The sequence below is a fragment of the Sporosarcina sp. BP05 genome (genome assembly GCF_014282005.1).
In the GTDB taxonomy this organism is placed as follows: Bacteria; Bacillota; Bacilli; order Bacillales_A; family Planococcaceae; genus Sporosarcina.
Genome location: NZ_JACFTD010000005.1, coordinates 234,233 through 260,138 on the forward strand (window position 1 = coordinate 234,233; position 25,906 = coordinate 260,138).

General features: G+C 39.0%; 24 protein-coding genes. 15 read left to right on the forward strand and 9 right to left on the reverse strand.

The features are described from left to right. Positions 1 to 2: 2 nt before the first annotated feature. From queE to H2672_RS08420, 6 genes are all read left to right on the forward strand, one after another. Positions 3 to 695 (forward strand): 7-carboxy-7-deazaguanine synthase QueE, encoded by a 693-nt coding sequence (gene queE, locus H2672_RS08395; RefSeq protein ID WP_186670893.1) that lies wholly within the window; start codon positions 3 to 5, stop codon positions 693 to 695. Between the two features lie 294 nt (positions 696 to 989). Next, on the forward strand, positions 990 to 1,175 hold the full coding sequence (locus tag H2672_RS08400; RefSeq protein WP_186670860.1) for a hypothetical protein: 186 nt from the start codon (positions 990 to 992) through the stop codon (positions 1,173 to 1,175). A gap of 186 nt (positions 1,176 to 1,361) precedes the next feature. Next, positions 1,362 to 2,000, forward strand: a complete 639-nt coding sequence (locus H2672_RS08405; RefSeq protein WP_186670861.1) for a 2OG-Fe(II) oxygenase — start codon at positions 1,362 to 1,364, stop codon at positions 1,998 to 2,000. Positions 2,001 to 2,201: 201 nt separating this feature from the next. After that, entirely contained in the window at positions 2,202 to 3,293 is a 1,092-nt protein-coding gene (locus H2672_RS08410; RefSeq protein ID WP_186670862.1) for a DUF2157 domain-containing protein, read from the forward strand. Beyond that, positions 3,274 to 3,825, forward strand: a complete 552-nt coding sequence (locus H2672_RS08415; RefSeq protein ID WP_186670863.1) for a GDYXXLXY domain-containing protein — start codon at positions 3,274 to 3,276, stop codon at positions 3,823 to 3,825. The genes H2672_RS08410 and H2672_RS08415 overlap by 20 nt, the downstream gene beginning before the upstream one ends. Before the next feature lie 342 nt (positions 3,826 to 4,167). Beyond that, positions 4,168 to 5,427, forward strand: coding sequence for an MFS transporter (locus H2672_RS08420; protein ID WP_186670864.1), 1,260 nt, complete (start codon positions 4,168 to 4,170; stop codon positions 5,425 to 5,427). Positions 5,428 to 5,515: 88 nt separating this feature from the next. Here the strand turns inward: H2672_RS08420 and H2672_RS08425 are convergent, their stop codons facing one another. Further along, positions 5,516 to 6,691: a M20 metallopeptidase family protein gene (locus tag H2672_RS08425; RefSeq protein WP_186670865.1), complete on the reverse strand. Its 1,176-nt coding sequence runs from the start codon at positions 6,689 to 6,691 to the stop codon at positions 5,516 to 5,518. A 298-nt stretch (positions 6,692 to 6,989) separates the two neighbouring features. Here H2672_RS08425 and H2672_RS08430 point away from each other — a divergent pair, with 298 nt between their 5' ends. Genes H2672_RS08430 through H2672_RS08450 form a run of 5 tightly spaced genes read left to right on the forward strand, consistent with a single transcriptional unit; the run spans position 6,990 to position 11,908 of the window. After that, a complete protein-coding gene (locus H2672_RS08430; protein WP_186670866.1) occupies positions 6,990 to 8,354 on the forward strand; it encodes a sigma 54-interacting transcriptional regulator in 1,365 nt (454 codons plus the stop codon). A gap of 11 nt (positions 8,355 to 8,365) precedes the next feature. Continuing rightward, positions 8,366 to 9,694 carry an aspartate aminotransferase family protein gene (locus H2672_RS08435; RefSeq protein ID WP_370569620.1) on the forward strand — a complete coding sequence of 443 codons (1,329 nt, stop codon included), beginning with the start codon at positions 8,366 to 8,368 and terminating at the stop codon, positions 9,692 to 9,694. Positions 9,695 to 9,711: 17 nt separating this feature from the next. After that, positions 9,712 to 10,506: a transporter substrate-binding domain-containing protein gene (locus tag H2672_RS08440; protein ID WP_186670867.1), complete on the forward strand. Its 795-nt coding sequence runs from the start codon at positions 9,712 to 9,714 to the stop codon at positions 10,504 to 10,506. Positions 10,507 to 10,533: 27 nt separating this feature from the next. After that, a complete protein-coding gene (locus tag H2672_RS08445; RefSeq protein ID WP_186670868.1) occupies positions 10,534 to 11,193 on the forward strand; it encodes an amino acid ABC transporter permease in 660 nt (219 codons plus the stop codon). Then, positions 11,186 to 11,908 carry an ATP-binding cassette domain-containing protein gene (locus tag H2672_RS08450; protein WP_186670869.1) on the forward strand — a complete coding sequence of 241 codons (723 nt, stop codon included), beginning with the start codon at positions 11,186 to 11,188 and terminating at the stop codon, positions 11,906 to 11,908. Before H2672_RS08445 ends, H2672_RS08450 begins: the two co-directional genes overlap by 8 nt. A gap of 91 nt (positions 11,909 to 11,999) precedes the next feature. On the opposite strand, the gene H2672_RS08455 is transcribed toward H2672_RS08450, so the two are convergent. The 3 genes from H2672_RS08455 to H2672_RS08465 form a co-directional block, all read right to left on the reverse strand. Continuing rightward, a complete protein-coding gene (locus H2672_RS08455) occupies positions 12,000 to 13,373 on the reverse strand; it encodes an MATE family efflux transporter (protein ID WP_255485607.1) in 1,374 nt (457 codons plus the stop codon). A 266-nt stretch (positions 13,374 to 13,639) separates the two neighbouring features. Further along, a complete protein-coding gene (locus tag H2672_RS08460) occupies positions 13,640 to 14,590 on the reverse strand; it encodes a GNAT family N-acetyltransferase (RefSeq protein ID WP_186670871.1) in 951 nt (316 codons plus the stop codon). A 28-nt stretch (positions 14,591 to 14,618) separates the two neighbouring features. Beyond that, a complete protein-coding gene (locus H2672_RS08465; protein WP_186670872.1) occupies positions 14,619 to 15,380 on the reverse strand; it encodes an FAD-dependent oxidoreductase in 762 nt (253 codons plus the stop codon). 569 nt (positions 15,381 to 15,949) lie between these two features. On the opposite strand from H2672_RS08465, the gene H2672_RS08470 reads away from it, so the two are divergent. Then, positions 15,950 to 16,570 (forward strand): hypothetical protein, encoded by a 621-nt coding sequence (locus H2672_RS08470; protein WP_186670873.1) that lies wholly within the window; start codon positions 15,950 to 15,952, stop codon positions 16,568 to 16,570. Between the two features lie 583 nt (positions 16,571 to 17,153). Here the strand turns inward: H2672_RS08470 and H2672_RS08475 are convergent. From H2672_RS08475 to hxlA, 5 genes are all read right to left on the reverse strand, one after another. Then, positions 17,154 to 18,935 (reverse strand): sulfatase family protein, encoded by a 1,782-nt coding sequence (locus H2672_RS08475; protein ID WP_186670874.1) that lies wholly within the window; start codon positions 18,933 to 18,935, stop codon positions 17,154 to 17,156. 120 nt (positions 18,936 to 19,055) lie between these two features. Further along, positions 19,056 to 19,367 (reverse strand): winged helix-turn-helix transcriptional regulator, encoded by a 312-nt coding sequence (locus H2672_RS08480; RefSeq protein ID WP_186670875.1) that lies wholly within the window; start codon positions 19,365 to 19,367, stop codon positions 19,056 to 19,058. A 141-nt stretch (positions 19,368 to 19,508) separates the two neighbouring features. Further along, positions 19,509 to 20,333 carry a Cof-type HAD-IIB family hydrolase gene (locus H2672_RS08485; RefSeq protein ID WP_255485613.1) on the reverse strand — a complete coding sequence of 275 codons (825 nt, stop codon included), beginning with the start codon at positions 20,331 to 20,333 and terminating at the stop codon, positions 19,509 to 19,511. Between the two features lie 620 nt (positions 20,334 to 20,953). Beyond that, entirely contained in the window at positions 20,954 to 21,508 is a 555-nt protein-coding gene (gene hxlB / locus H2672_RS08490; RefSeq protein WP_186670877.1) for a 6-phospho-3-hexuloisomerase, read from the reverse strand. 1 nt (position 21,509) lies between these two features. Then, complete coding sequence (gene hxlA / locus H2672_RS08495) at positions 21,510 to 22,151, reverse strand: 3-hexulose-6-phosphate synthase (protein ID WP_186670878.1); 642 nt, start codon at positions 22,149 to 22,151, stop codon at positions 21,510 to 21,512. A 525-nt stretch (positions 22,152 to 22,676) separates the two neighbouring features. Here hxlA and zwf point away from each other — a divergent pair. From zwf to H2672_RS08510, 3 genes are all read left to right on the forward strand, one after another. Next, positions 22,677 to 24,128, forward strand: coding sequence for a glucose-6-phosphate dehydrogenase (gene zwf / locus H2672_RS08500; protein WP_186670895.1), 1,452 nt, complete (start codon positions 22,677 to 22,679; stop codon positions 24,126 to 24,128). 33 nt (positions 24,129 to 24,161) lie between these two features. After that, positions 24,162 to 25,505: a glucose-6-phosphate isomerase gene (locus tag H2672_RS08505; RefSeq protein WP_186670879.1), complete on the forward strand. Its 1,344-nt coding sequence runs from the start codon at positions 24,162 to 24,164 to the stop codon at positions 25,503 to 25,505. Positions 25,506 to 25,531: 26 nt separating this feature from the next. After that, a partial coding sequence (locus H2672_RS08510) for an NAD(P)-binding domain-containing protein (protein ID WP_186670880.1) occupies positions 25,532 to 25,906 on the forward strand: 375 nt, incomplete at its 3' end.

Here is a 25,906-nt window from a genome sequence, read left to right on the forward strand (position 1 = left end):
TTATGGAAGTATTCGGCCCAACTATTCAAGGGGAAGGCGCCATTATGGGACTTAAAACGATGTTTGTCCGAACAGCTGGATGTGATTATTCTTGTTCTTGGTGCGATTCCAGTTTTACGTGGGATGGTTCTGGAAAAAGCACTCCGAAACAGCCGCTAGAAATCATAGATGAACTTAAAGCAATAGGTGGACAATCATTTTCACATGTCACAATTTCAGGAGGGAACCCTGCCCTTCACAAAGGAATCGGGGAACTTGTTGACCTATGCCATGAGCAAGGATGGAAGGTCGCAGTTGAAACTCAAGCCTCTTTTTGGCAAGATTGGTTAATGGAAATCGACGACATTACACTTTCTCCAAAACCACCGAGCTCAGGGATGATTACGGATTTCAGTAAACTGGATACGTTCATGGAGAAATTAAGTGATACGACTGCTAGCTTGAAAGTCGTCATTTTCGATGAAGAAGATTTCGAGTTTGCAGAAGAGGTTCATCTTCGTTACCCGGCGTTCCCTTTCTTCCTACAAACAGGAAATGCTGATACGACGACAACTGATGATGCACAACTCGTTTCGACACTACTAAAACAATATGAATGGCTAATCGATTTGACTGTCAACTCCTCTATCATGAATGATGTTAAAGTGTTGCCGCAGTTGCATACACTTATATGGGGGAATAAACGGGGCGTATAAAATAACTACCTTATAGTAGCAGATAAGATCCATCAATATAGCCCACTCCGTGTCAAGTTGACATAGAGTGGGCTATTTCCATCTGAATTCTTTCCAATTTGTAGTGGTGACTGGAACCTTTTTTGTTCCCAAAATTGCCGAGGCGGTATGGAGTGTAATCATTAACTCAATCACTTTATATATTCTGAACCACTTAATTAGGATTAACTATATATTCGGCACTACTTATTTAGAATTAACTAGGTGGTATACCTCACCTGTATAACGAACAAATATAGCGAAGGAGCGACACTAATGAAAGGCAGCCTAATATCGCCGCGTCCTGCGGCAAAGGCTGCACACCCGCATCCTGCGGGCGCCGAAGCAATAAGACCTAGGAGGGATGCAGTTCAATCCCTCCCTAGTGATCTTCTGACGGGCTTATTGCGTAAGGCCATCACCAAGCGACTAAGCGGTGTTGGAAATACACGCTATTTGTAAAGTCCCGACTATATAGCAACAACATTTTGAAAATGGCTTATATTAAAATGCTTTACAAATTTGCGATATATTAAAATTATATGGTAAAATAGAATTGAATTAATCAGAGAAGACCGTTAACAAATATATTCATTACAAAAAACGTACTCGTTCTGAAAATCATATAGTTTAAGGGGTCGTTTAAAGATGATAACGGAGAATAAAGAACAAACTATATTTGGTCACGTTGGCAATAAAATCAAAACCGATAGAGAGATTAATATAATTAGTAAATATGAAGAACCATTGATAGTAATTTTAGATAATGTTTTAAGTAACGAAGAATGCGATGAACTAATCAGATTGTCAAAGGACAAAATGCAACGTTCAAAAATTGGGACGACACGCGAGGTAGATGAACTAAGAACAAGTAGTAGTATGTTTTTTCAAGAAAGTGAAAACGATATTGTTGCTAGGGTTGAAAAAAGAGTCTCTTCTATTATGAATATCCCCATTGAACATGGAGAAGGCCTTCAAATCCTTAAATATACCCCAGGTCAAGAGTATAAAGCTCATTATGATTTTTTTTCATCAACTAGTAAAGTAGCAAACAATAATAGAATTAGTACGCTAATTATGTACTTAAATGATGTAGAACAGGGTGGGGAAACTTTTTTCCCTAAGCTAAATCTTTCAGTAACGCCACAAAAAGGTATGGCAGTTTACTTCGAATATTTCTATAATGACGAAGATTTAAATCAGTTAACTTTACATGGTGGAGCACCCGTTATAGTCGGAGAAAAGTGGGTCGCAACGCAATGGATGAGAAAACAAAAATTTAGATGAAATTGAATTGAATTTGTAACATAACATGAAAAACGCTCAATATGAGTGTTTTTTTTGTGAAATTCGATCAGATTTGTTGAAATAGAAAGGAATAGACTAGTTCACCCGTCTAATTCTATAACTACAATTTACGATGTTCCATCTCAATAATTGCGGGTATACTTAGCCTAAAGGAGTCTAAATGAAACGGAGGTCAATGAGATGAAAAGGAAAATCAGTAACCCAGAATACCGTGTCCTTGAGAAGGAATTGCTCTTTTTGGAACAAACAGGACAATTGGAAACGAATCAGGCGCGCAAACTGCTGGCGGAGTACGCGCCTACTGAGCGACTTAGCTTTGTACGGGTCTTGCTAATTATAGGGGCGGTTTTGATTGGGGTTGGCATTTTGAGCTTCATCGCAGGAAATTGGCACCAAATCCCGAAACTTGCGAAGTTCTTACTATTATTCTTCGGAACAGCTGGTTTTTATGCAGGTGGTTTTAAGTTGGAGGATCATTACCCAAAGACTTCGCGAAGTCTTTATTATATTGGTGTATTTGCATTTGGCGCTGGGATTTTCCTGATTGGTCAAATGTTTAATTTGGGTGAAGGGGTTTATGAAGATTTCTTCATGTGGGGTCTAGGCATTTTACCACTTGCCTATTACTTGAAAGACAAAGTCATTTTTGCGTCTGCCAGCTTATTTTTCATCATTTACGGTTTCAACGTGTTGAATGGAACTGTTGAAGTACCCTATCTGCTGTTGCTAATTATACCGCTACTGTTTTGGATGAATGAAAAACGGATGGGTCATTCCAGGGGTTTATTTATCGCCAATTCCGTTTTAACCTTGCTATTTTTATTCAATTTGTTTATTTATTTTGACGTCCATGAAGTACTGATTTTATGCACTTTCTTTGCACTTGGCTTGTTCCTTGCCTTCTTTTCATTTGGTCGATACCAGTTGCCATCTGAATGGCTTGGCTCTGCAGTTTATGGAATCACGGGTCTATACCTGACTTTTCCAAGTACATGGATAGATTTCGTTTCGGAAGATAATACAGGAATAGCAGCGATTATTTTCACACTCATTTTCGCAGTTAAACTGTTGTTCTTCTTGAAGATTGGCAGTTTGCCAGCGGTTCTCATTGTGTGCACGTTGATTTTCCGTTTCTACGCCGATTTGTCATATAATTTCATGCCAAAATCGTTATTCTTTATCGTTGGTGGTTTGATTCTAATCGGCTTTGGTTTTTGGTTCGAGAAAACTCGGAGAGGAACGGTGATTTCAGATGAACATGATGAAAAATAAGCGTATCGGATTCATCATTGCATTAACGCTCCCCCTTCTCTTATTAATCGGCCTGACTATCAAACCAATTTGGACATTGACCTACGGAGATGATGTAGCATTGCTGACAGTGCCAGTGGATCCAAGAGACTTACTGTATGGTGATTATGTCACGCTCCGCTATGAGATTGAGGAGGTACCGAAAAATGAAGTTTCGCCTGCTATTTTGAATAAAATCGACAAGTTGGCAAATTCCAATTGGCTAACTGTTTATGGAAAACTTGTTCAGCAAGGCGATATCTATGTGTTAAACAGTTTATCTGATAAAAAACCTAGAGGTAGTTTCTATTTAACCGGAAAACTAAGCAGTTTTGATTATCAAAATGTTGATGGTGTTTACGTCTATTCCGTGGATTTCGGCTTGGAACGCTACTTTGTACCGGAAAACACTGGGAAAGAACTTGAAGATTTATCTGCGAAAGGACAATTAGTTGCTCATTTGAAAGTGAAAAATGGCTACGGGATTTTGAAGAAGATAACCGTGGTTAAATAAGGATATGCATCTCCCAGAAATCAACACTAAAAGAAACAGCCCACGAATCCATTTAGTTTCTCAAAATAGCCCTCTCCGTGTCAAACTGACATAGAGCGGGCTATTTCTTTTTGAACTTTTCCCTGAATTGTTGCCAATTTATAGTGGCGACTGTCCCCACCGCCGTAAACAGTTAGAATTATTAGCGTTTGGAAATAAACGCGATAATAAAATTCACCTTATTGACACATAATATAGTTTGATGTTAAATTAATATAGTTGTAAGAATTATCGTGGAAAAAGGTAATGACATTTCAATATACGAAACGATCAAAGTAGAAATTAAAAGGATGGTTTATTTAAATGACTAACAAGAAGAAAATTCACTTCGGCTGGTGGGTACTCATCGGCATTTCGCTCATGCTGGCATTTACACGAGGTGGTATTAATAGTTCAGGTGCATTATTTTTAACTCCAGTTTCTGAGGACTTAGATATTGGTATGGGTAGTTTGACATTATACTTTAGTGTTTCTTCAATTGTAACAATGCTATTTTTACCGATTGCCGGTAAGATGATGGCGAAATATGATATTAGGTTACTACTCATTGCCGGTGTAATTTTACAAGCTGGCTCTTTCGCCATGTTTGGCCTCATGACTTCAGTGTGGGGATGGTATTTATTCGCTATTCCAATGGCAATGGGTTCAGTTTTCGTTGCTACAATGGCTGGCCCTGTATTGATCAATAACTGGTTTAAAAAACATAACGGATTAGCAATGGGTGTCATGATGGCATTTGTCGGAATAGGCGGTGCTGTTATCTCACCAATCGTTGGTAACCTGATTGCCAATAATGGTTGGAGATCGTCTTACATTACGCTTGGGCTTGTCGTAATCGCCATCGTTATTCCCATTATAATCTTATTAATTAGAATGGCTCCTCAACAAAAAGGGCTACTTCCAATTGGTATGGATGAAGTTAAAGAAGGTGCAAACGAAGCACCGGTTGAGCCTAATAAAGGTGTGCTAGCTGCTGTAGCAAGAAAATCTTCTGCATTTTATGCATTAGTCATCTTTTTCTTCTTCATCACCTCGATTGCCAGCTTTGGCCAACATATTCCACCATTTGCAATGGGCCTTGGCTACACGGTTCAATTCGCGGGCAATGCTTTGGGGATTTGGATGTTTGGTTTGCTAGTTGGAGCCATCCTTTTCGGTTTCTTAAGCGACAAGATTGGCGCGAGAAATACGGCTATCTTCTCAATGATTACGGGATTGATTTCAATCGGGCTTCTGCTTACAGTCGCAGATAACTCGACAATTTTCATGATTGCAATCGGGTTTTTCGGAATTGTGTCTGCATCGGTAGGTACACTTGGACCAATTCTTACAACTGCCCTTTTCGGCAATAAAGAATTTAGTCAAATTTATTCAACAGCTGCAATAGGACTAGCTGTTGCGGGTATTGTAGCATTACCTGGATATGGATTTGTATTTGATTTAACGGGATCTTATACATTAGTCCTTTATACAATTCTCGCAATGCTTGTTATCAATATTCTCTTTATCATCTTGGCGTTTAAAGGTAAAAAGAAACTTCAAAAAGCAGGATTGTGGAATTAATCTCATCTAAACTATTTGAATTAATAATAGAGCTTTCTAGGATATTTTCCGGAAGGCTCTTATTTGTAATTGACATGGTCAAAATTCACTATTTTTGATAGTCTAGCACAATCCCTGCAAATGTTTTCGCAATCATTTCCATTGCCGGTTCATGAAAATCAAATTTTTCATGGTGATGCGGGAACACTTTTTTAGGATCCTCCATTTTTGCACCCACGAAGAAGTAAGCACCAGCAACATGTTGCAGGTAATAAGAAAAATCCTCGACTGGCATTATTGGTTGCGTTTCCACAACAGCATCACTACCAAATACATCCGCCGCTGCTTTTCGGACGACGTCCATTTGCGCGCCATGATTCCAAAGTGCATCGTATCCTCTTTCAATCTGTACATCCACCTCACAACCGAGTCCGCGACCTATAGAACGAGCAAGGTCCGTCAGACGAACACTCGCGAGAGTACGTAACTCTTCATCAAAGACACGAATCGTTCCTTCCATTACCGCTTTTTCTGGAATGACATTATCCGCATCCCCAGCATGAAACTTCCCAATAGAAATGACGAGCTCTTTCAATGGATCTGTATTGCGACTCACAATGGATTGAAGTGCAACCATGATGTGGCTTGCTGCTAAAATCGGATCTGCTCCCTTGTGAGGCTCCGCTCCATGTGCCCCTGAGCCATTTACAGTAATTTTGATTGTATCTTCGCCAGCTTGTAAATAACCGTCACGCACATAAACATGGCCTGAATCCATAGTGGATTGAAGATGTGCACCGTAAATCGCATCGACACCATCTAAACAACCATCAGCAATCATCGCTCTCGACCCACCCGGCGGCAATTCTTCTCCGAACTGATGGATGAGGACGATATTTCCTTGAACTTGATCTTTCAAGGCATTTATCGCTTTTGCAAAACCTAGTAATGCAGCAGTATGGCCATCGTGTCCACAGGCATGCATAACTCCTGGAACAGTTGACTGGTATGAAGCATTCTTTGCATCATGAATAGGTAATGCATCGAAATCGGCTCGAAAAGCGATTGTTTTCCCCGGCTTTCCTCCGCGTATTATTCCTACCACACCCCTCCCACCAACTCCGCTCCGCACTTCGATTCCTAAGTCAACCAAGTAGTTGGCGATATAGGCTGGTGTTGCAATTTCCTTGTGTGACAATTCAGGATGCATATGCAAATGACGACGCACGTAAATCATTTCTTCCATAAATTCCTCTATTTTATTGAATAACATTTCTTTCAACATCGACTAATCCCCTTTCCTTCGATTCATTTCTGAATAATAAACGAGTTACTTGACCTGTATTTAATCATATAGCAGTGGAAAAAGGAAATTGGAAGTATCTATACCGCCTTTTGTATAATTATACTTGTAATCGCATTTGAATGCATGTTATAATTTTCGACATCGCGAATACAAGTACCACAATATTTGTCGATTAGTTAAAATTATATTGCTAATTTTCAGATAGTGACGTATATTTTATTTACAAACAAATAATTATTCACTAATGAATACCGTTACTTTTAGGAAAGGTGGTCGTATGACAGGATTTTTCTTACATCCAAATTCAAAAGAAGAAATTATTGATTCGTATGATGAAGATATCATCGTTACCAATCACGCAGGTATTATCGTAAAAGCCTCACAAATTAGTGGACGCTACTACGGGATACGTGCTGAGGACCTTCTTGGTAAATCTGTATATGATCTAGAAAAAAGGGGTATTTTCTCTCCTGCTATTACTCCGCTCGTCCTTCTACAAAAAAAGAAGGTAGTTGTTATACAAGCGACCCCTTCCGGACGAAAAGCACTCATTACAGGTATGCCATTCTTTAATGAGTCAGGTGAAGTTGAATTTGTCCTTAGCTACTCCTATGAAGTAGCCGAACTTCTCGTCATCCAGGAATATATGAAAGAACTTGAAAACGAGATGTCCCTTGCAAAAGAGGAGCTTACGCTACTGCGAAAAGAAAATCTTACAATCGATGGATTGACGATTGAAAACAGGACGACACGAATTGCTTATGAAACCGCTAGGAATGCGGCAGCACTCGACGTTTCTGTCATCCTTTACGGAGAACAAGGAACCGGGAAAACGACAATGGCAAAGTTCATTCATAACGAAAGTAAGCGAAACAATGGACCTTTCATTGAAGTTGACTGCGAAACAATGCCGGAAGCGATGTTTGAACGTGAATTATTCGGTGGAGAGTTCGAGCAAAAGGAAACGGGCCTATTAACGTTAGCCCATGAAGGTACCCTCTATTTAAAGGGGATTGATAAGCTTTCGGTTCATCTTCAAGGAAAAATTGCAAATGTATTGAAAGAACGTAGATATACACCTATTCACGCAACTACAGTATTCCCACTTGATGTGAGGCTGATTAGCTCCTCCGAGAATGCATTGACGGAAGCAGTTGCTGATAAAACATTCCATCAAGATTTGTATTATATGCTCCATATCGTTCCAATTCATTTAAAACCACTTCGTGATCGAAAAGAAGATTTGATTGCTTTGATTTCAATTTATTTAAATCAGTTTTCAACTACCCATACGACTACTAAGAAGCTCTCAGATGATGTGTTTAATCAGCTGTTGCTCCTTGAGTGGAACGGGAACCATAGCGAACTCAAAAATGTTATGGAACGGTTGGTTGTACAAAGTACTTCCCCTGTTATTACGGCAAAAGACTTACCACCAGAATACCGTAAAAATACAGATGATGACCTATCTATCATCCATCTTGAAGGCCGAACACTACCAAGCATTTTGGATGATGTGGAAATGAAAGTGTTAAGGGATGCGCAGGAACGTTATCGTACAACTACTGAAATTGCTAAGTTCCTTGGAATAAGTCAACCATCAGTGGTTCGTAAGTTAAAAAAATATACTGATATCGAGTAGGAGGATTTACTGTGCAGCAAAAAGTAGAAGAACAACAAGACTGGCTTCATATGGTCGACAACATTGGAAATTTTCTCGCACCGAGTATGGCAAAAGATCATCCGAACTTACCAGTGGTAAAAGCAGAAGGATGTTATTATTACGGCGCTGATGGCAAGCGGTACCTGGATTTCACTTCTGGCATTGCTGTCGAGAACGTAGGACATCGGCACCCTAAAGTCGTCCAGGCAATCAAAGACAGTGCAGACCACCTGATTCATGGCCCATCAGGTGTTATCATCTACGAATCTATTTTAAGATTGGCTGCTGAATTACAAACGATTTTACCGCCAAAACTGGATAACTTCTTTTTTGCGAATAGCGGCACTGAAGCAATTGAAGGTGCATTAAAACTTGCTAAATATACGTCACGAAGACCTTATATCGTTTCTTTCACTGGCTGTTTCCACGGTCGTTCAATGGGCGCACTAAGTGTGACAACATCGAAGAGTAAATATCGGAAACATTTGCAGCCCACTTGGCTTTCCTATCAGTTGCCATACGCACTTCCTGAGTACCTTCCTGAAGGAGCAGATCCAGACGTCTTCTTCCCTGAAAAACTTGAGCAAGACGTAAAAAAACTATTCAACCACCAAGTAGATCCGGAAGAAGTAGCTTGTATGATTATCGAACCAGTTCTAGGTGAAGGTGGATACATCATCCCACCAAAACCTTGGCTGAAAAAGGTGCGTGAAATTTGCGACCGCCATGGCATTCTCCTTATTTTCGATGAAGTACAAACAGGATTCGGTCGCACGGGCAATTGGTTCGCTGCACAGACATTCGATGTCAAACCGGATATCATGGCGATTGCCAAAGGGATTGCTGCAGGTCTTCCGCTTAGCGCTACAGTCGCTTCGAAAGAACTAATGGACCAATGGCCTCTCGGTACACACGGCACCACATTTGGTGGTAACCCTATTGCTTGCTCTGCTGCCCTCGCTTCCCTCGAAGTGATGAAAGAAGAAAAGCTATTGGAAAACGCAACTGAAATGGGCGCCTATGCAATGGAGCGCTTACTTGAAATGAAACTACACCATCCAGTAATTAAAGACGTTAGAGGTGTTGGTTTGATGATTGGTATCGAGCTTGGCAATCCCGAAACGGGTGAACCTGACGGCGAAGCAGTAATGGCCATCCTTGATAGTTGCCTTCACAAAGGTGTGCTGTTCTACTTATGCGGCAACTCTGGTGAAGTTATCCGGATGATTCCTCCGTTAACGATTACAAAAGAGCAGATTGATGATGGATTGACTGTATTGGATGAAGCTTTAACAGAATTTGAAAATAAAACAAATTAGAAATGGAGTGATTTATTATGAAAAAGTGGTCAGGGATTGCACTTCTACTCGTTCTAGTGATGAGTGTACTAGTTGCATGTGGAACGAAGGACGAAGCAACTGGTGAGAAAACAGGTACAGCAGATACAGCGGATACGAAGATACTTAAAATGGGAACGTCTGCGGATTACCCCCCATTCGAATATGTTGATACAGCAGTAAGTGATGAAATCATCGGTTTTGATATTGATTTGGCAAAAATGGTTGCCAAAGAACTAGGTTACACTTTAGAAATTGAAGACATGGATTTCAACGGTTTAATTCCCGCACTACAGGCAAAAAGCATTGATTTGGTCGTTGCAGGAATGGACGGCAACAATGAAGAACGTAAAAAAGTAATTGATTTTTCGGCTGCTTATTTTACAGCTACAAATCTAGTTATTACAATGAAAGATAGCAATATTAATAGCGCAGAAGATCTTAAAGGCAAAAAAGTTGGTGCTCAAACGGCATCTGTTCAAGAAAAAGGTGCGAAATCACTTGAAGAACAATATGGTTACTCTGTTGAAAGCCGAGACCGCGTTCCGGATCTTTTCCAAGAAATTAAATCGGGACATCTTGATGCAATCGTCATTGCAGATGTAGTGGCAAATGGCTATATCGAGTCGAATAAAGATTTAGCAAGTTTTGAACTTCCTGAAGAGCATAAATTAGGTTTATCAATGGCTTTCCAAAAAGGCAGTGCATTGACAGCTGAATTTGACCGTGTTCTCAAAGAATTACAAGATAATGGTGAAGTAGAGAAATTAGTTTTGAAATGGTTCAGCAACTAATTCATTCGAGAGAGAGGATGTAGAACCATGAATTTAGACTTTACCCAAATCGTCTCCTCGATTCCTTATATTTTACAAGGAATCGGGGTCACCCTTAAAATTGTTGGCGTTGCAGCACTTATTGGTTTTACTATCGGAATTTTGTTAGCACTATGTAAAATCGGACGATTTAAAGGATTGAAATGGTTTGCCGATATCTATACATCCATTTTCCGTGGAACTCCTTTAATTCTCCAATTGCTGTTAATTTACTACGGTACCCCGCAATTATTCGATATTAAAGTCACAGCGTATACCGCAGCTGTCTTGGCATTTGGTTTTAATTCGGGTGCATATATCTCAGAAATTATTAGAGCTGGTATTTTAGCTGTAGATAAAGGACAGCTAGAAGCTTCAATGGCTCTTGGTATCCCCTATAAGAAAATGATGAAGGACATAGTTTTGCCCCAGGCTTTGAAAAATATTTTGCCTGCGTTGATGAATGAATTTATTACCTTAACAAAGGAATCGGCGATTGTTACTGTCATTGGCGTAACGGATATTATGAGGAGAGCATATATCGTGGGCGGTAATACATATCGCTATTTTGAATCCCTAATCTTCGCAGGTGTTATCTATTATCTGATGGTAATTGTATTAACACTGATTGGTAAAGCGGTTGAAAGGAGGATGAGGCGTAGTGATTAAAATCCAAGATCTTCGTAAAAGTTACGGCAAAGTTGAAGTGTTAAAAGGGATTTCAACCACTATTCAAAAAGGTGAAATCATTGCGATTATCGGACCTTCTGGTTCTGGGAAATCAACATTTCTGCGTTGCATCAATCTACTTGAAACACCAACAAGTGGACATATATGGGTGAATGAAGCTGAAGTAACAAACCCAAAAGTCAATATTATGAAGGTGAGAGAGCAAGTTGGGATGGTATTTCAACAATTTAATCTCTTTCCTCATATGACGGTTCTTGAGAATATTACCTATGCGCCGATAATGGTAAAAGGGACTTCCAAGAAAGACGCTGAATTACATGGACGTGAGTTGCTAAAAAAAGTGGGACTTTCCGAAAAAGAAGGTGAGCATCCAGTTCGTTTATCGGGCGGACAAAAACAGCGTGTGGCCATTGCAAGAGCGTTGGCAATGTCGCCTGAAATGATGCTTTTCGATGAACCAACTTCTGCCCTTGACCCTGAAATGGTTAAGGAAGTACTAGAAGTTATTAAATCGTTAGCGCTTACAGGTATGACGATGGCGATCGTAACCCATGAAATGGGATTTGCCAGAGAAGTCGCAGATCGCGTGTTGTTTTTGGACGATGGACAATTAGTTGAAGACGCGCCCCCTGCCGAGTTCTTTTCTTCACCAAAAAGTAAACGTGCACAAGACTTTTTAGAAAAGATTTTGTGATTAGTTTAATTGTGTTAAAAACCAGCAACCCAGCCGATTGAATTCGCCTGAGTTACTGGTTTTTTTTGAGTTATTTGTATTCGCGTTACCATCACTGACGATTCTTTTTCGGCGACACCAGAGCGTATCTTTCCCATTTCCTACTCTTCCATCGGAAATACATAATAATAGCACGTGTCCATTCATCTACAGTAATCGCTAGCCATACGCCGACGAGACCGAGATTTAATTCGAACACTAAAAAATAGCCTAATGGCAAACTCATGGCTACCATTGAAAAAGAACCAATGATGACCGGATATTTTGCATCTCCAGCTGCACGCAAGGAGGAGATAATGACAATGTTCAAAGTTCGTCCGGTTTCGAGTAAAATACTTAGAAGTAAAACGGATGCCCCTATTTCAATGATGTCAGTGTTATCCGTAAACAACCCCATTAATGGATAGCGGAATATGATAACCAACATCACCATACATAACGTAAATAGAAATGCCCATTTAACACTTGTCCAAACACTCGTATATGCTTCGTCTTGTTCATTTCCACCAACAAAACGGCCAACAATGATCGCCGTCCCCATACCAATCGCAATAGCGAATAAATATGTAAACATTGATATGTTTACAGCATATTGCCTTGCTGCTAATGATTCCGTTCCTAAATACGTCACATAATACAAAAATACAATTTGACATCCTTGATACATCACTTGCTCAAGGGCAGATGGTATGCCCATCTGTAATATTTTTCTGATATATTCTTTTGACAGTGTAATATAATAGCGGAACTCCACGCGATATTCCATAACTCGATAAAGTATCCAAAAGAAGACAATCATTGCAAGTAAACGACTGACAACTGAAGAAATTGCTGCACCTTGTACCCCTAACTCTGGAAAACCGAACTTCCCAAAGATCAACGCATAGTTGCCGACTACGTGAACAATATTCATACCTAATGAAACAAACATCGTTTGTTTTGTAAAGCCATGCACACGAATAATCGCTGACAACGAATTAATAATAGCTTGTAAGAATATCGCTCCGCCTACAATGATTAAATATTTTGAAGCATGGTCCAGTACATCACCCTGTAAATTCATAGCGATCATCATATTTTTTGAAAATATAACGAAAATAACACTCATAAGAAGGCCGACAATTAAATTTAATGTAACCGCTAATGCTGAAATTTTGGATGCTTCGAGATATCTTTTCGAACCAAGATATTGTGATACAACAATCGCTGCCCCATTGCCGACGACTTCAAGGATGAGAATAGCAATATGAACGTATTGATTTGCCGCTCCTACACCTGACACGGCATCATCTGACAACGCACTCAACATGAATGTATCTGCAATACCCATCAACATAAAAAGAAAAACTTCTAAAAAAATTGGCCATGTTAGGTGAAATAAATTCAGTTTTTTGACTGGGCCTTTTGCAATTGCAGTTGCTGTCATTATTACGCCTTCTTTTCTATGTCTAACTACAAACAATACATATATTACCATACGTTTTAAATTCAAACTATATATATTGTTTGTATAACACTTTTATTATTCATGTAGAGACTGCGACAATGTCACCGCAACTAAAAAAGGGAAAACTTAAAAATATCTCACTTCATTTTTACCTTCGTCACTGTAAAACGTGCACCGATAAGGCTTTGGTCGCTCTCAGTATGATTGGTGGTCCTCCATTACTCCCTGTACCTGCTTCGAAATCCTCACTTTAAATCCTTTAAATAAACACCATATGTTTTCCATGGATTAAAGTCTAGTTTTTTATAAAAGTCCACTAAAATTGTCCAATCAATAATGATCGTTTCAATACTTCGTTGTTGTAAATAAACCATTGCTGCTTGTACAATCGCTAATCCGTACCCTTGCTTTTGTTCATTTGCATCAATTCCTAGTGGACCAATCCCACCGACTTCTTGTTCAAAAAGGGGGCTCCAATAAACATTTTGTGCAATGAATGGCGAGTGCCTATCATTTATTCTGCAAAACCCTATGATTTGGCCCTTCTTTTTGACGATGACAAATTCTCGCCCATTCCCATTCATTTCAAAGTATTTCATCGTTTCATAGACCCATCTTCCTGGAAAACATCTTTCTAGAAATGAAATTAAGTCTGCTTCTTCCTTCTTTTTAAGTATTGAAAATGCAACTGAATGATCAACAGGTAAGTCATATTTTTTATCCAGGTGATTAATCAAATCATATGTGTCTACTCTTTTATTGTAGCCATGTTTTTCTGCCCACTTTTGTGCATCCGTATAATGATCTGGTATACCTGAGAAATAGTGAAAAGGGTCGCCACCCAATTGCATCTCCTCAACACCATTTCCCTTTAAATCTGCTTCTGCACGTTCTAGTAGCGTTGTACCAATACCTTTTCCACGGTGGGCACTGTCTACTAATAGCACTTGGATCCAGCCCCTTTTAGGATCCATTTTCACATCTATTTCTTCTTGCCATCGTTTAGCGACTACAAATCCAATCACATGGTCCTGATCATCTACTGCGATATATGAACTGCCATAGCTTATGTTCACGTCATCGAAACTATTCTGTATAAACAACTCTTCACGCATCGGAAAATCAACGGCTAATTCTTTATTCCATAACTCTACTAGTTCTTTTAATCTATCGCGCTTCCAAGCAATGATTTTCATCTAAACCCCTCCACTACTACAATGGTTATTACTTTCCGAACGTTTCTTCCATTCGCTTAATCGGATCATCCACCATATCGTCACCCCATTCGACAACTTGACCCGCCTTTAAAAGTTCCTGTTTTAATTCTTTATAATCTACATCTTGGACAGCTATTTCATGTTTAAAGGCAAGGGCTGCCGCTGTTCCTGCTGTCTGTCCTAGAATCATAAATATCGGCTCCATTCGTATCGAACCATAAGCAATATGCGAACTTGATAAACAAACGGGTACAAGTAAATTTGTACATTCTTCAGACTTTGGACGAATGGAACGATACGAAATCTCATAAGGAGCAATTGGTACCTGTACATCTCCCTCATTCACACATCTGCCATCAATCACGACACGTCGACAATTATGTGAATCCATATGGAATGATGCCAAACCGATTGGATCATCAACAAATCTCTGCTTTAGACAATTATGATCAGTCATGACATAATCAGAAATCATTCTTCTCCCTTCACGGATATACAACTGATGAGGCCAGTTCCCCGTTTGTTCAAATTCATCTTTCGGTAAACCCCAGGCAGCTACTTCCTCACGTATAGCTACTGGTACACGTAAATCATTCGCTAAATAGTACAACATCCCCTGATCATAATTGAGATGATCTTGAAAAATCTCCTCACGTCTTTGATAACTACCTTCTGGCCAGTCGTAATTCATTCCAAGATTGTCCGTCGATATTGCACCGAAATTATTTAAATCCGATTTCCCGTTCGGCAACATTGTATGAAGGTTCATCGCATCCTAAACGCCCGCTTGTATATAACGCAGTAGAAGCCGGTATCGATCCGCTTCATAATGTGGCGGCTTTGGACTTGTTTTTTTAATCGTCGCCTATTTCTTTTATTTCGATTTCTATTTCTTACAGATGAATAGCGGTGAATTCCAATTTTTATTTCCCGTATTAATTTTCGTGCTCATCTCAAGCATCCTTACGTTATTGTTTTTCTTCCCTGTTTATGCGCATTTCAATTTAACATTCTTTCAGTACATCAAACAGTCCTTCTTAATCGCGATTACATCTCCCATTGAAGTCATTGCTATAGGCGCTTCAGCGGGATTCATCTACATGAGTGCTATAGTCTTACCGGGAATTATCCCACTTTTTACCGGAAGTGTGTTTTCATATTTAGCAACTTTGATTAGTTTTAGGGCATTTGCCCGAATCGAAAAACGGAAAAACGTTCAAATATGACATCATTAAACGATACTAGCTTGTGTTAAAAATAAGGGAGTTACTTGTATAATACTGGAATATACTGTAGACTTCTAGTTACACTAAAATGCCCACTAGGAGTGATGCATAGATGGAAATCTCCATTACAAAAGCTTTACGGGAATTAAAGACATTGGATGCACGCATTTTAAAGAAAATTAACGAAACCACTTTTGCGGCGTCAAAAAAACCAAAAGAAAATATTCGTGGCTTCAAAACTATTAATGAGTTTGAAAATGAAGCAAAAGAAAGCCTACATTCCATAAAAGATCTAATTAATCGTAGAAAACAAATCAAAAAGTCGATTGTAGAATCTAACGCGACAACATTGGTAGAGGTCTCTGATGTAAAAATGACGGTTGCTGACGCAATTGAGCGTAAAAACTTTATTGAAATAGAAAAGACACTCCTACACAAAATGAACGGAGATTTTGGTCAATCTCAAGTACGAGTAGAACAAAATAATGAGTTGGCTCAAGATAGACTAGACACGCAACTAAATAACATGATATCTAAAGATGGCAAAACGGACTTAACCGCTGTAGAAGGCTACAAAAAATTGTTTTGGGAATCTGAAGAAACGAAAATGATTGACCCTATCGGCGTAAAAGAAATTGCAACAAAAATGGCACTAGATATCGAGTCTTTCGAAGATGAAGTCGATGTAGCCCTTAGCGAAATCAATGCACGTACGATGATTTCTGTGGAATAATAAAATACTTTTGAAACTTGCTGTTCTAGCGAAAAAGAAGAAATTTTCCCCGTTTGCAGGGTCTGGGACAAACTCCTGCTACACAAAAAACTTAATTTCAGGAAATAGTTGAAAAGCTCAAAGCTTAGCCCTCAAACCTGAAAGCCAAACAATCAACTCTCTTAAATTGCAACGTTCAATCGTTAACGATAAACAATCTATAAAATCTCGGATAACTGGTGCCATAGGATTTGAAACTTCCTTTCTTCTCCTCCGAGCAGCTATGACAGCACAAAAAGAGTGACCCTTCGGGGTCACTCTTTTTGTGTGAAATTACGATACCTCTTATTCCTCCAACATTATTTGTGCATCTTCCTACTTCCGTAAGAACACGTTTACTGACATGAAAATAGGCTAGACGTATCTACATATTCGGCTCTACTTATTTAGAATTAACTAGGCGGTATAACTCACCAGTATAACGAACAAATCTAGCGAAGGAGCGATAAGTGTGAGGCCATCACTAAGCGACAAAGCGGTATTGGAAGTACATTCTATTTGTTAAGCACCGACTATATATTTCATGGTTTATGGTAGTAGATTTTTATTCACTACTACAACTTGGCATACCAGGTACTTTCCCACTCGTTGGTATCAGTCTTTTTTGTCGGCATTGTTCTTCAAGTATCTCTGTTAAGATGCGTTGGATAATGGTCGATTCAATTGTTGCAAATGCAGGATCAGCCAGGTTTGTTTTTTCTAATGGATCCTGGGTGAGGTTGTAAAGCTCAAATTGCTCCGGAACTGGTTCTGTTTTTGTCACCGGAACATAGCAACCATCCTGTTCGATTACGACTGTATCACTAGAGCCTGGATTCGTCCAAAATTTCGGGTTGTCAAAATAACGGGCGAATTTCCATACCTCTTCACTCTTATCTTTTCCGGTTTCAAGCGTGGCAATCACCGCCTCGATGTCATTCGGTTCAACTACTGTTTTATACGGTTTACCCGTGATGGGATTCGTTTGATGCAAACCTTTGAAGACATCGTCATCCGTCATAAAATAGATTGGTTCATTTGCACCGAAAAACTTTTCATGCCCGTAAAATAATGGCGTCAAATTTCGTCCGACTAATGGAAGCGCTTCTGTGTGATTTTTTGATAGCTTTCCGCGGATTAAGTCAGCATTTATTCCCGCTAATCCCAACAATGTTGGTAGTACGTCGACATGGCTTGTTAGCATATCCGTGCATTTAACTCCCTTGAATAGAGATGGGCTATGAATGATCAATGGAACATGAATCGATTCTTCGTACATGTTATACCATTTTTGATAGAGGCCGCCATGCGCTCCCAACTGTTCACCGTGATCAGATGTGAATACAATGATTGTGTTGTCATAGAAACTTGAGTTTTGAAGTGCCAGTAGGACCTTAAGCATTTCATCATCGGCTTTTTTTTGTAAGCTGTAATACAATTGACGATAAAAATTATTGTCGATTATCGGTTGCAATGCTTTTGGATACGTAACACGGTAGCTTTCCTGAGCAGATGGTTTAGTTAGCAATGACTCCCCTACCGTTGGAGCTGGTGGAATGTATGGGAGAGTTGGATCAACTTCGAAATTAAAATTCGGGGAAATCGCGGAAAACACACCATACAATGCAATATCATGAGGATTTATGAAGGAGCACTTAATAAACCAAGGCGTCACGTCATTTTTGCACTTTGAAATTTCATTTAATGAGTTGATAAGTTCTACAGTTTCAGCCGCATACACTTCGTCTCGACCACTTGTGCCTATACCCGCAGATGAACCGGAATTTCGCGGATTCGCCCCGTGAGGTTCTGGACCAATCCAATCGGAATATCCAAAAGATTCGAGACGGTTCGCTTTTTCATATAATGTTTCTTTCTCTGTATTAGGAACACCTGTAACTGGATTATAGCTAGGTAATGCATTATGCGTACCGGGGATTAAGATATCCTCGTCTGATGCATGCCATTTCCCTTTCCAAAAGGTATCATACCCTGCAGTTCGAAAGTAATCCCCCATTGTTGGAACAGTGTTTGGATCAAGCCAAAATACATCAGGGTCAAATGATTGTTTAGCAGCCCCTGGCGTTTGAGTAACTCCGTGAAGCGAAGGATACTGCCCTGTATATAATGTAGCCCTACTTGGTGAGCAGGCGGTACTCCCGACATAATGATTGAAAAACTCCATACCATTCTTCCGCAATAGTTCTTGTGCAATTAAATTTTCTTTTCGCCATTCCTTCAATTCCTTGGTTTCATAGACGGACGGATAGCGTTCCTGATCAACCATTAAGAAAAGAATATTTGGCTGTTTCTTCTTTCCGGGGTATTTTCTTTTGTAGTAATCCATTGTTATTGCCACCCTTTCAAAATCATAAGTACTTATATACTATATGTAGAAAGATGGAGTATTGTATGAGTGATTTGCACGAGCCCCCCGTACTCCATGCAAAAAAACTGACGCACCTGTTTATAGGTCGTCAGCTGGCTCCACCAAGACATTCTCCATATAATCTTTACCCCATTCATACATAGTTTCCAGAATTGGCATAAGACTTCTTCCATGTTCAGTAAGCGAATACTCAACTTTTGGAGGAACAACAGGATATACTTCGCGATGGACAATCAAATGGTCTTCAAGTTCGCGCAATTGATTTACAAGCATTCGTTGAGTGATACCAGGTATAAGGGTCTTTAATTCACCGAAGCGTTTGGTTCCTTCCTTGCCAAGATGCCATAACACAAGCATTTTCCACTTGCCACCAATAATAGCAAGCGTCAATTCTTTTTCACAATTAAACGCTTTCTCCCCTAAACTCGGCGTTTACTCCACCTCCATTCTCTCTAATAGTATACTTTTCACCACTATAAATGAATAAAGTACGTACTTTGAATTCACATATATACAGGCTATATTAAAATCTTAACCTTTAACTACTTCCTTTTCGATAATCACGCTCATAGGCTCTAAAATGAACTTTTCTATAGCATGTAGTACTCCCTCTTCATTGTTGGTAAGTGAGATGTAATCCGCGCTATCTTTTAATTCCTTAACCGCATTGCCCATTGCAATACCTAAACCTGCAGTCGTAATCAGTTCGAAATCATTGTGGTTGTCTCCTATTCCGATGATTTCCGAACGGTCAATTCCAAGTTTTTTCGCTAGATGAAGCAGTGCACTCCCTTTGTTTGCTTCAGGGTGTGTAACCTCAAGATAGGTTTCTTTTGATTTCGCGATATGAGCCCGCTCTCCGAACAATGTTCTCAATTCACCTTGTAAGATTTCAAGGCAATCAGGTTCTGCAATAAAGAGTGCTTTCGTAAATCCATGTCTGGCAATCTTGCCAAGATCCGGTTCTATCGTATACGGGACCATAACTTCTTCAGCATATGAAATAAGTTTGTCATTTTCTGACTCTCCATAGAGAATATCGTCTTGATACACTTGTAAGTGTATTTTTTTCTTGCGAGCAATGTCAACTAACTTTTGTGCAATATCAGGTGGAATAAGGCGCTCATACATCACTTCTTTCTCATTGACATCCTTAATAATTGCCCCCTGATAAGTAATAAGCGGTACATTTATGCCTAACTGCTGCGCAAACTGTTTTGCCGAAGGGAACATGCGACCGGTAGCAATCGTTACAATCGTTCCTATTTCTACCGCTTTTTGAATCGCCTTGACTGTGTTTGATGAAATCAATAAATTGTCTGTGAGTAACGTACCATCCAGGTCGATGGCAATCATTTTATACAAAGAATCTCTCCTTTAAATTCGTTTTATAATGAATTGAGAAACAGCGCTTATCTTAGCCCTTCAAATAACAATACTCTTGCAGGTTAACCATCTGCACTTGTTAACTTTAGGGGTGCAGCAACCATAGATTATTTCCTTTGCTCAATTCTCTTTAAACAAATTCCTTCTATTATAATGATGTCAGTTGCAAACCTTGTTTTATACTTTGGAAGCCGTTCTATAGCCAATTCACTTTTGTTTGTTTTTCAGTTTTTTAGTAAACAGCCAATCTTCATAAATGGTTTCTGTTACATCATACTTTTTCATTATAACAACTTGCTCTTACTTTTTGTTTCTAGCTATAAAGCTATCCTCGCACGTTGTTTAGCAAGCTGTCTAGTAAAGCTACTTTGGTTGCACGATAGATGCACTAAAAAATACATTAATAGTATGAATGAACAAAAGAAACTGATTTCCTTTTCTATAAGGAAAATCAGTTCTTTTGTTTATTCTTTAAACCATCGCAGATTTGGTTGTACGATTAGCTCACATGAGTTTTCACACATTAAACCAAATATTTCCTTTTATTGCGTGCTGATAAGCCTGAAATATTTGCAATTATGAAAGGAATTTCATTCTAAATTAGCATGTCGTCCATACATCACTTCAGAATTCAATCCTTTTTTATCCATAAATTTCAAGATAACTGCATCATAAAATAGGAGAAGTGATTGCTCGAACAGTGAGCCCATCGGTTGTATTGACTTCCCACTGTTGCCTTCACCTTTTGCTTGGGCAGGTATTTCAATTTTAATATCTGCCAACTTACCAATTGTAGAATCAGGATTAATTGTAACAGCTACTACTGTTGCACCTATACTCTTCGCTTTTTGAGTCATAGCGGCCAAACTTTGGGTCTCTCCGGATCCAGAACCGACAATGAAAATATCATCCGGTTCTAGATTCGGCGTTACCGTTTCGCCTACAATATACGAATCAAGACCTACGTGCATCATGCGCATTACAAATGCCTTAGCCATGAAGCCAGAACGTCCCCCACCTGCTACAAACACTTTTTTCGCACGTGAAATTCCTTCTACTAATTTTTCGGCTTCTTCACTATCAATTAGATTAATGGTTCGCTTAAGCTCGGCCAAAATTTCATCTGCGTAACCTGTGGTGTTCATGTTACACCATCACGCCTTCTTTGATTAACTCTTGAATTTGTGCAGCTTCAGCTTTTTTGTCGTCTTTACTCGTTATTCCACCACCAACAATGATTAGATCTGGTTGTGCTTTAATCACTTCAGCCAAAGTTTCAAGCTTAATCCCACCTGCAATTGCTGTTTTAGCATTCTTCACAACGCTTTTGATTGTGCGTAGGTCTTCTAATGAATCCTTACCTTCCGCTTGTAGATCATAGCCTGTGTGAACACAGATGTAATCAGCACCAAGCTTATCAAGCTCTGCTGCACGTTTTTTGATGTCTTTTACAGCAATCATATCTATCAATATTTGTTTACCCTGTTTTTTCGCTTCTTCAACAGCACCTTTGATGGATGAATCTTCAGCTTGCGCAAGAATAGTAATTATGTCAGCACCTGCTGCAGAAGCTTGAGATACCTCATAACCCGCTGCATCCATGATTTTAACATCTGCAAGAACTTCTAGGTTAGGGAATGCTGCTTTAATTTCTGTTACAGCTTTAAGACCTTCTTTGTTGATGACGGGTGTTCCGATTTCAACAATATCGATATGCCCCTCTACTTCTTTAATAATTTCAATGGCCTCTGGAATGTTAACAAGATCTAATGCTAATTGTAATTTCATTTTTTCATTCTCCTTTTATTCTTTTTTTCAGTACAAACTTAGTGTATATCTTAAAGTTGAAATTGTGAAGTACGCACTTTAAAAACACATACAGACAAATAGTATACTGTGAATATCCTTTAAAGTAATGGGTGTTACAAGATAATAAATTGATTTCATCATTTCATTACTGCCGCTTAGTCGATATCTTGTTTACAAAAAAGTTAAGTTTTCTTTATAAAAGTGAAATCATAGTCTTTTGAAATTACTATCTTCTATATAATGCAACGGTTTTATTAGCACACTTATTATTATTTCTATTCAGAATAACGAGCCACAGTATACTTTTAGTCACTATATGATAATAAAGTGCGTACTTACATTAATTGACCGCAGTTAGTATAGTGAGAACTGTTACGATTATCATTTATAGCTTGAACGGAATACTGATTGTAAAAGTAGGGGGTTTCGAATATGGATACCAAAAATTCCTTGGAAGGATTTGATGTTAAACATTGTTTAACGGATTCCCAAGACGAATGGATCATGCAAGACATGACTTTAGTTTTATTTGGAGCAACGGGAGATTTAGCTCAACGAAAGTTATTTCCTGCTTTATATAATTTATTTCTCGATGGAAAAGTGCCAGATTCTATCTCAATAGTTGGTTTAGGTAGATACTATTGTTCAAACGAAACTTTTCAATCTAAAGTTGAAAAAGCACTCCGGTTATATTCCAGAAGAGCTGTTCAAACTTCAGGTTTGCAAGATTTTGTAACTAAGTTTCGCTACTTTTCATTTAATGCAACAGACCGTGGATCCTATCTAAATTTGTTCGAACTCATCAAAAATAGAGAAAACGAGTTAGGTATACCAGAAAATCGACTTTTCTATTTGTCTGTCGCACCTAGGTTGGTTGATGTTATTACGTCAAATCTTTATGCAAGTGGTATAAGCCAAACACAAGGCTGGAAGCGTATTATTGTTGAAAAACCGTTTGGAAGTGACCTGAAATCGGCACAGCAATTGAATGATACATTGAGCAAAGCATTCTGCGAAAAAGAAATTTATAGAATCGATCACTATCTTGGAAAACCTATGGTCCAAAATCTTGAAACCTTAGTACTAGCCAACCCGGTTTTGGAATCGTTATTAGATCATAAGCAAATTGCTAATGTTCAAATAACAGCAAGTGAAACGGTTGGGGTAGAAACACGAGCCGATTATTATGATCAAGCTGGAGCGATTCGTGATATGGTTCAGAACCACCTTCTTCAGTTAGTGATGATGACGGCACTGCACCTTCCCGGAGAAGTAACGACCAAAGATAATGGAGTTAAGAAAATAGATATCATAGAATCTTTTCGACCAATTCTTAAAGAAGAGGTCTATGTGGATGTTGTTCGTGGTCAGTACGAATCTGGAGTGGTTCTTGATATGCCTGTTGCTGGCTATAAAGAGGAGCCTGGGGTTAATACCTCCTCAATGAACGATACTTTTTTCGCTGCACGTTTATATATTGATAATACGTATTGGAGTGGCGTTCCGTTTTATATACGAACGGGGAAACGGATGGAAAAGAAGTCTTCACGGATTGTCTTTGAGTTTAAGGACAAGTTAAAAGAATCAGATGCTCTTCCGACTGAAGGGATGAGTCCGAATTTATTGATGCTCGAAATTAGTCCGAACGAAAGTGTATCATTAAAACTGAATATGAAAGATCCTTCTAGTAACCGTTTTGATCCTGTTTACATTAACTTCTCGAACAACTCTGATGACCATCCAGAAGCATATGAACTACTTCTATTTGATGCAATGCTCGGTAATACAGCATTCTTTGCACATTGGAAAGAAGTAGAATTATCATGGAAGTGGATCCAACCGATTTTGGAGGCATTTCAGGAGGATATGTTGCCTTTACATCCTTACCCTGCTGGCTCTTCAGGGCCAGAAGCTGCAAATCAGCTATTGCTGTCCAATCAATTTAATTGGTGGTAATTAAAAGTAAAAATTCAAAGGAGATATAAAAAAATGACTATTTCATTTAATTACAGCAATGTTTTATCGTTCATGAAAAATAGTGAACTTGAAAATCTAAGCGCATTTGTAAAACAAGCCCATAACCAAATCCATCAACAAACAGGACCGGGTTCTGATTTCTTAGGATGGGTCGATTGGCCAGTTACCTATGATAAAGAAGAGTTTAAAAGAGTAAAAATAGCAGCTAAGCGAATTCAACAACAGTCAGACGTGCTTGTTGTTATTGGTATTGGCGGATCTTATCTGGGGTCTAAAGCAGCAATTGAGGCTTTATCACATACGTTTCATAACCAAGTAAAAGGTAATACCGAAGTATACTTTGCTGGACAAAATATCAGCTCTACCTACATCGAGCATTTACTTGAAGTATTGGAAGGGAAAGACGTTTCTATTAATGTTATTTCCAAATCAGGTACAACAACAGAACCCGCTTTAGCATTCCGTATTCTCCGTGCGTACATGGAAAATAAGTATGGCAAAGAAGAAGCAAGGAAACGAATTTATGTGACCACTGATCAGACCAAAGGTGCCCTTCGGAACCTGGCGTACGAAGAAGGTTACGAATCATTTGTTATTCCGGATAACATAGGTGGGCGGTACTCTGTTCTGACGCCTGTTGGCTTACTTCCAATCGCAGTAGCCGGTCTCGATATTGACAAAATGATGGAAGGAGCAAAAGACGCGTACTTAAAATACAATGATCCCGTTCTGGCAACGAATGAAAGTTACCAGTATGCAGCTGTAAGAAATATTTTCTATAATAAAGGGAAATCTATTGAATTACTTGTAAACTATGAACCTGGCCTGCATTTTGTAGCCGAATGGTGGAAGCAGCTTTTTGGAGAAAGTGAAGGTAAGGATGAAAAAGGACTCTTTCCTGCATCAGTTAATTTTACAACAGATTTACATTCGATGGGCCAGTATATACAAGAAGGGCGTCGTCTTTTCATTGAAACAGTCCTGCAGATAAAAAAGCCCCAAATCGAACGAACTATTCAAGATGATATCGACAATATTGACGGTTTGAATTTCCTAACTGGAAAAACAATGGATGAGGTGAATAAGAAAGCCGCCCTAGGAACTGCCCTCGCTCACATTGATGGAGGTGTTCCAAATTTGCTCATTGAGTTAGACGAACTCAATGAATTTACCTTTGGTGAAATGGTATATTTCTTCGAAAAGGCTTGCGCTATAAGTGGAACTTTACTCGGAGTAAATCCATTTGACCAACCAGGGGTAGAAGCTTATAAACAGAATATGTTTGCGTTACTTGGCAAGTCTGGTTTTGAAGCAGAAAAACGAGATTTGGAAAGTCGTATAGATAAACTCAAATAACTTATACGAAGGAATGAGATTAGAATATGATTAAACAGCAAATGGGCGTTATTGGTTTAGGTGTGATGGGGATGAACCTAGCGCTAAACATCGAAAGTAAAGGCTTTTCGGTAGCTGTCTATGATTATTGGACAGATCGAACAGATGAATTCTCCAACAAAGAAGCAAGGGATAAAAACATTCACGGAAGCTACAGTATTGAAGATCTGGTCGATTCGCTCGAAGTTCCACGAAAAATTTTATTAATGGTTAAGGCTGGGGAAACAACAGATACGGTGATCCAGTCCCTAGTTCCTCATCTTCAAAAAGGGGATATCCTTATCGATGGAGGAAATACATTCTTTAAAGATACGAATAGACGTACAGCAACCTTAAAAGAATCAGGTATTCATTTCATTGGT

What these genes read in the sequence shown, in the direction of transcription:
- queE (WP_186670893.1), top strand. Translation starts at nt 3, where the DNA reads ATGGAAGTATTCGGCCCAACTATTCAAGGGGAAGGCGCCATTATGGGA.
- H2672_RS08400 (WP_186670860.1), top strand. Translation starts at nt 990, where the DNA reads ATGAAAGGCAGCCTAATATCGCCGCGTCCTGCGGCAAAGGCTGCACAC.
- H2672_RS08405 (WP_186670861.1), top strand. Translation starts at nt 1,362, where the DNA reads ATGATAACGGAGAATAAAGAACAAACTATATTTGGTCACGTTGGCAAT.
- H2672_RS08410 (WP_186670862.1), top strand. Translation starts at nt 2,202, where the DNA reads ATGAAAAGGAAAATCAGTAACCCAGAATACCGTGTCCTTGAGAAGGAA.
- H2672_RS08415 (WP_186670863.1), top strand. Translation starts at nt 3,274, where the DNA reads ATGAACATGATGAAAAATAAGCGTATCGGATTCATCATTGCATTAACG.
- H2672_RS08420 (WP_186670864.1), top strand. Translation starts at nt 4,168, where the DNA reads ATGACTAACAAGAAGAAAATTCACTTCGGCTGGTGGGTACTCATCGGC.
- H2672_RS08425 (WP_186670865.1), bottom strand. Translation starts at nt 6,691, where the DNA reads ATGTTGAAAGAAATGTTATTCAATAAAATAGAGGAATTTATGGAAGAA.
- H2672_RS08430 (WP_186670866.1), top strand. Translation starts at nt 6,990, where the DNA reads ATGACAGGATTTTTCTTACATCCAAATTCAAAAGAAGAAATTATTGAT.
- H2672_RS08440 (WP_186670867.1), top strand. Translation starts at nt 9,712, where the DNA reads ATGAAAAAGTGGTCAGGGATTGCACTTCTACTCGTTCTAGTGATGAGT.
- H2672_RS08445 (WP_186670868.1), top strand. Translation starts at nt 10,534, where the DNA reads ATGAATTTAGACTTTACCCAAATCGTCTCCTCGATTCCTTATATTTTA.
- H2672_RS08455 (WP_255485607.1), bottom strand. Translation starts at nt 13,373, where the DNA reads ATGACAGCAACTGCAATTGCAAAAGGCCCAGTCAAAAAACTGAATTTA.
- H2672_RS08460 (WP_186670871.1), bottom strand. Translation starts at nt 14,590, where the DNA reads ATGAAAATCATTGCTTGGAAGCGCGATAGATTAAAAGAACTAGTAGAG.
- H2672_RS08465 (WP_186670872.1), bottom strand. Translation starts at nt 15,380, where the DNA reads ATGAACCTTCATACAATGTTGCCGAACGGGAAATCGGATTTAAATAAT.
- H2672_RS08470 (WP_186670873.1), top strand. Translation starts at nt 15,950, where the DNA reads ATGGAAATCTCCATTACAAAAGCTTTACGGGAATTAAAGACATTGGAT.
- H2672_RS08475 (WP_186670874.1), bottom strand. Translation starts at nt 18,935, where the DNA reads ATGGATTACTACAAAAGAAAATACCCCGGAAAGAAGAAACAGCCAAAT.
- H2672_RS08485 (WP_255485613.1), bottom strand. Translation starts at nt 20,333, where the DNA reads ATGATTGCCATCGACCTGGATGGTACGTTACTCACAGACAATTTATTG.
- hxlB (WP_186670877.1), bottom strand. Translation starts at nt 21,508, where the DNA reads ATGAACACCACAGGTTACGCAGATGAAATTTTGGCCGAGCTTAAGCGA.
- hxlA (WP_186670878.1), bottom strand. Translation starts at nt 22,151, where the DNA reads ATGAAATTACAATTAGCATTAGATCTTGTTAACATTCCAGAGGCCATT.
- zwf (WP_186670895.1), top strand. Translation starts at nt 22,677, where the DNA reads ATGCAAGACATGACTTTAGTTTTATTTGGAGCAACGGGAGATTTAGCT.
- H2672_RS08505 (WP_186670879.1), top strand. Translation starts at nt 24,162, where the DNA reads ATGACTATTTCATTTAATTACAGCAATGTTTTATCGTTCATGAAAAAT.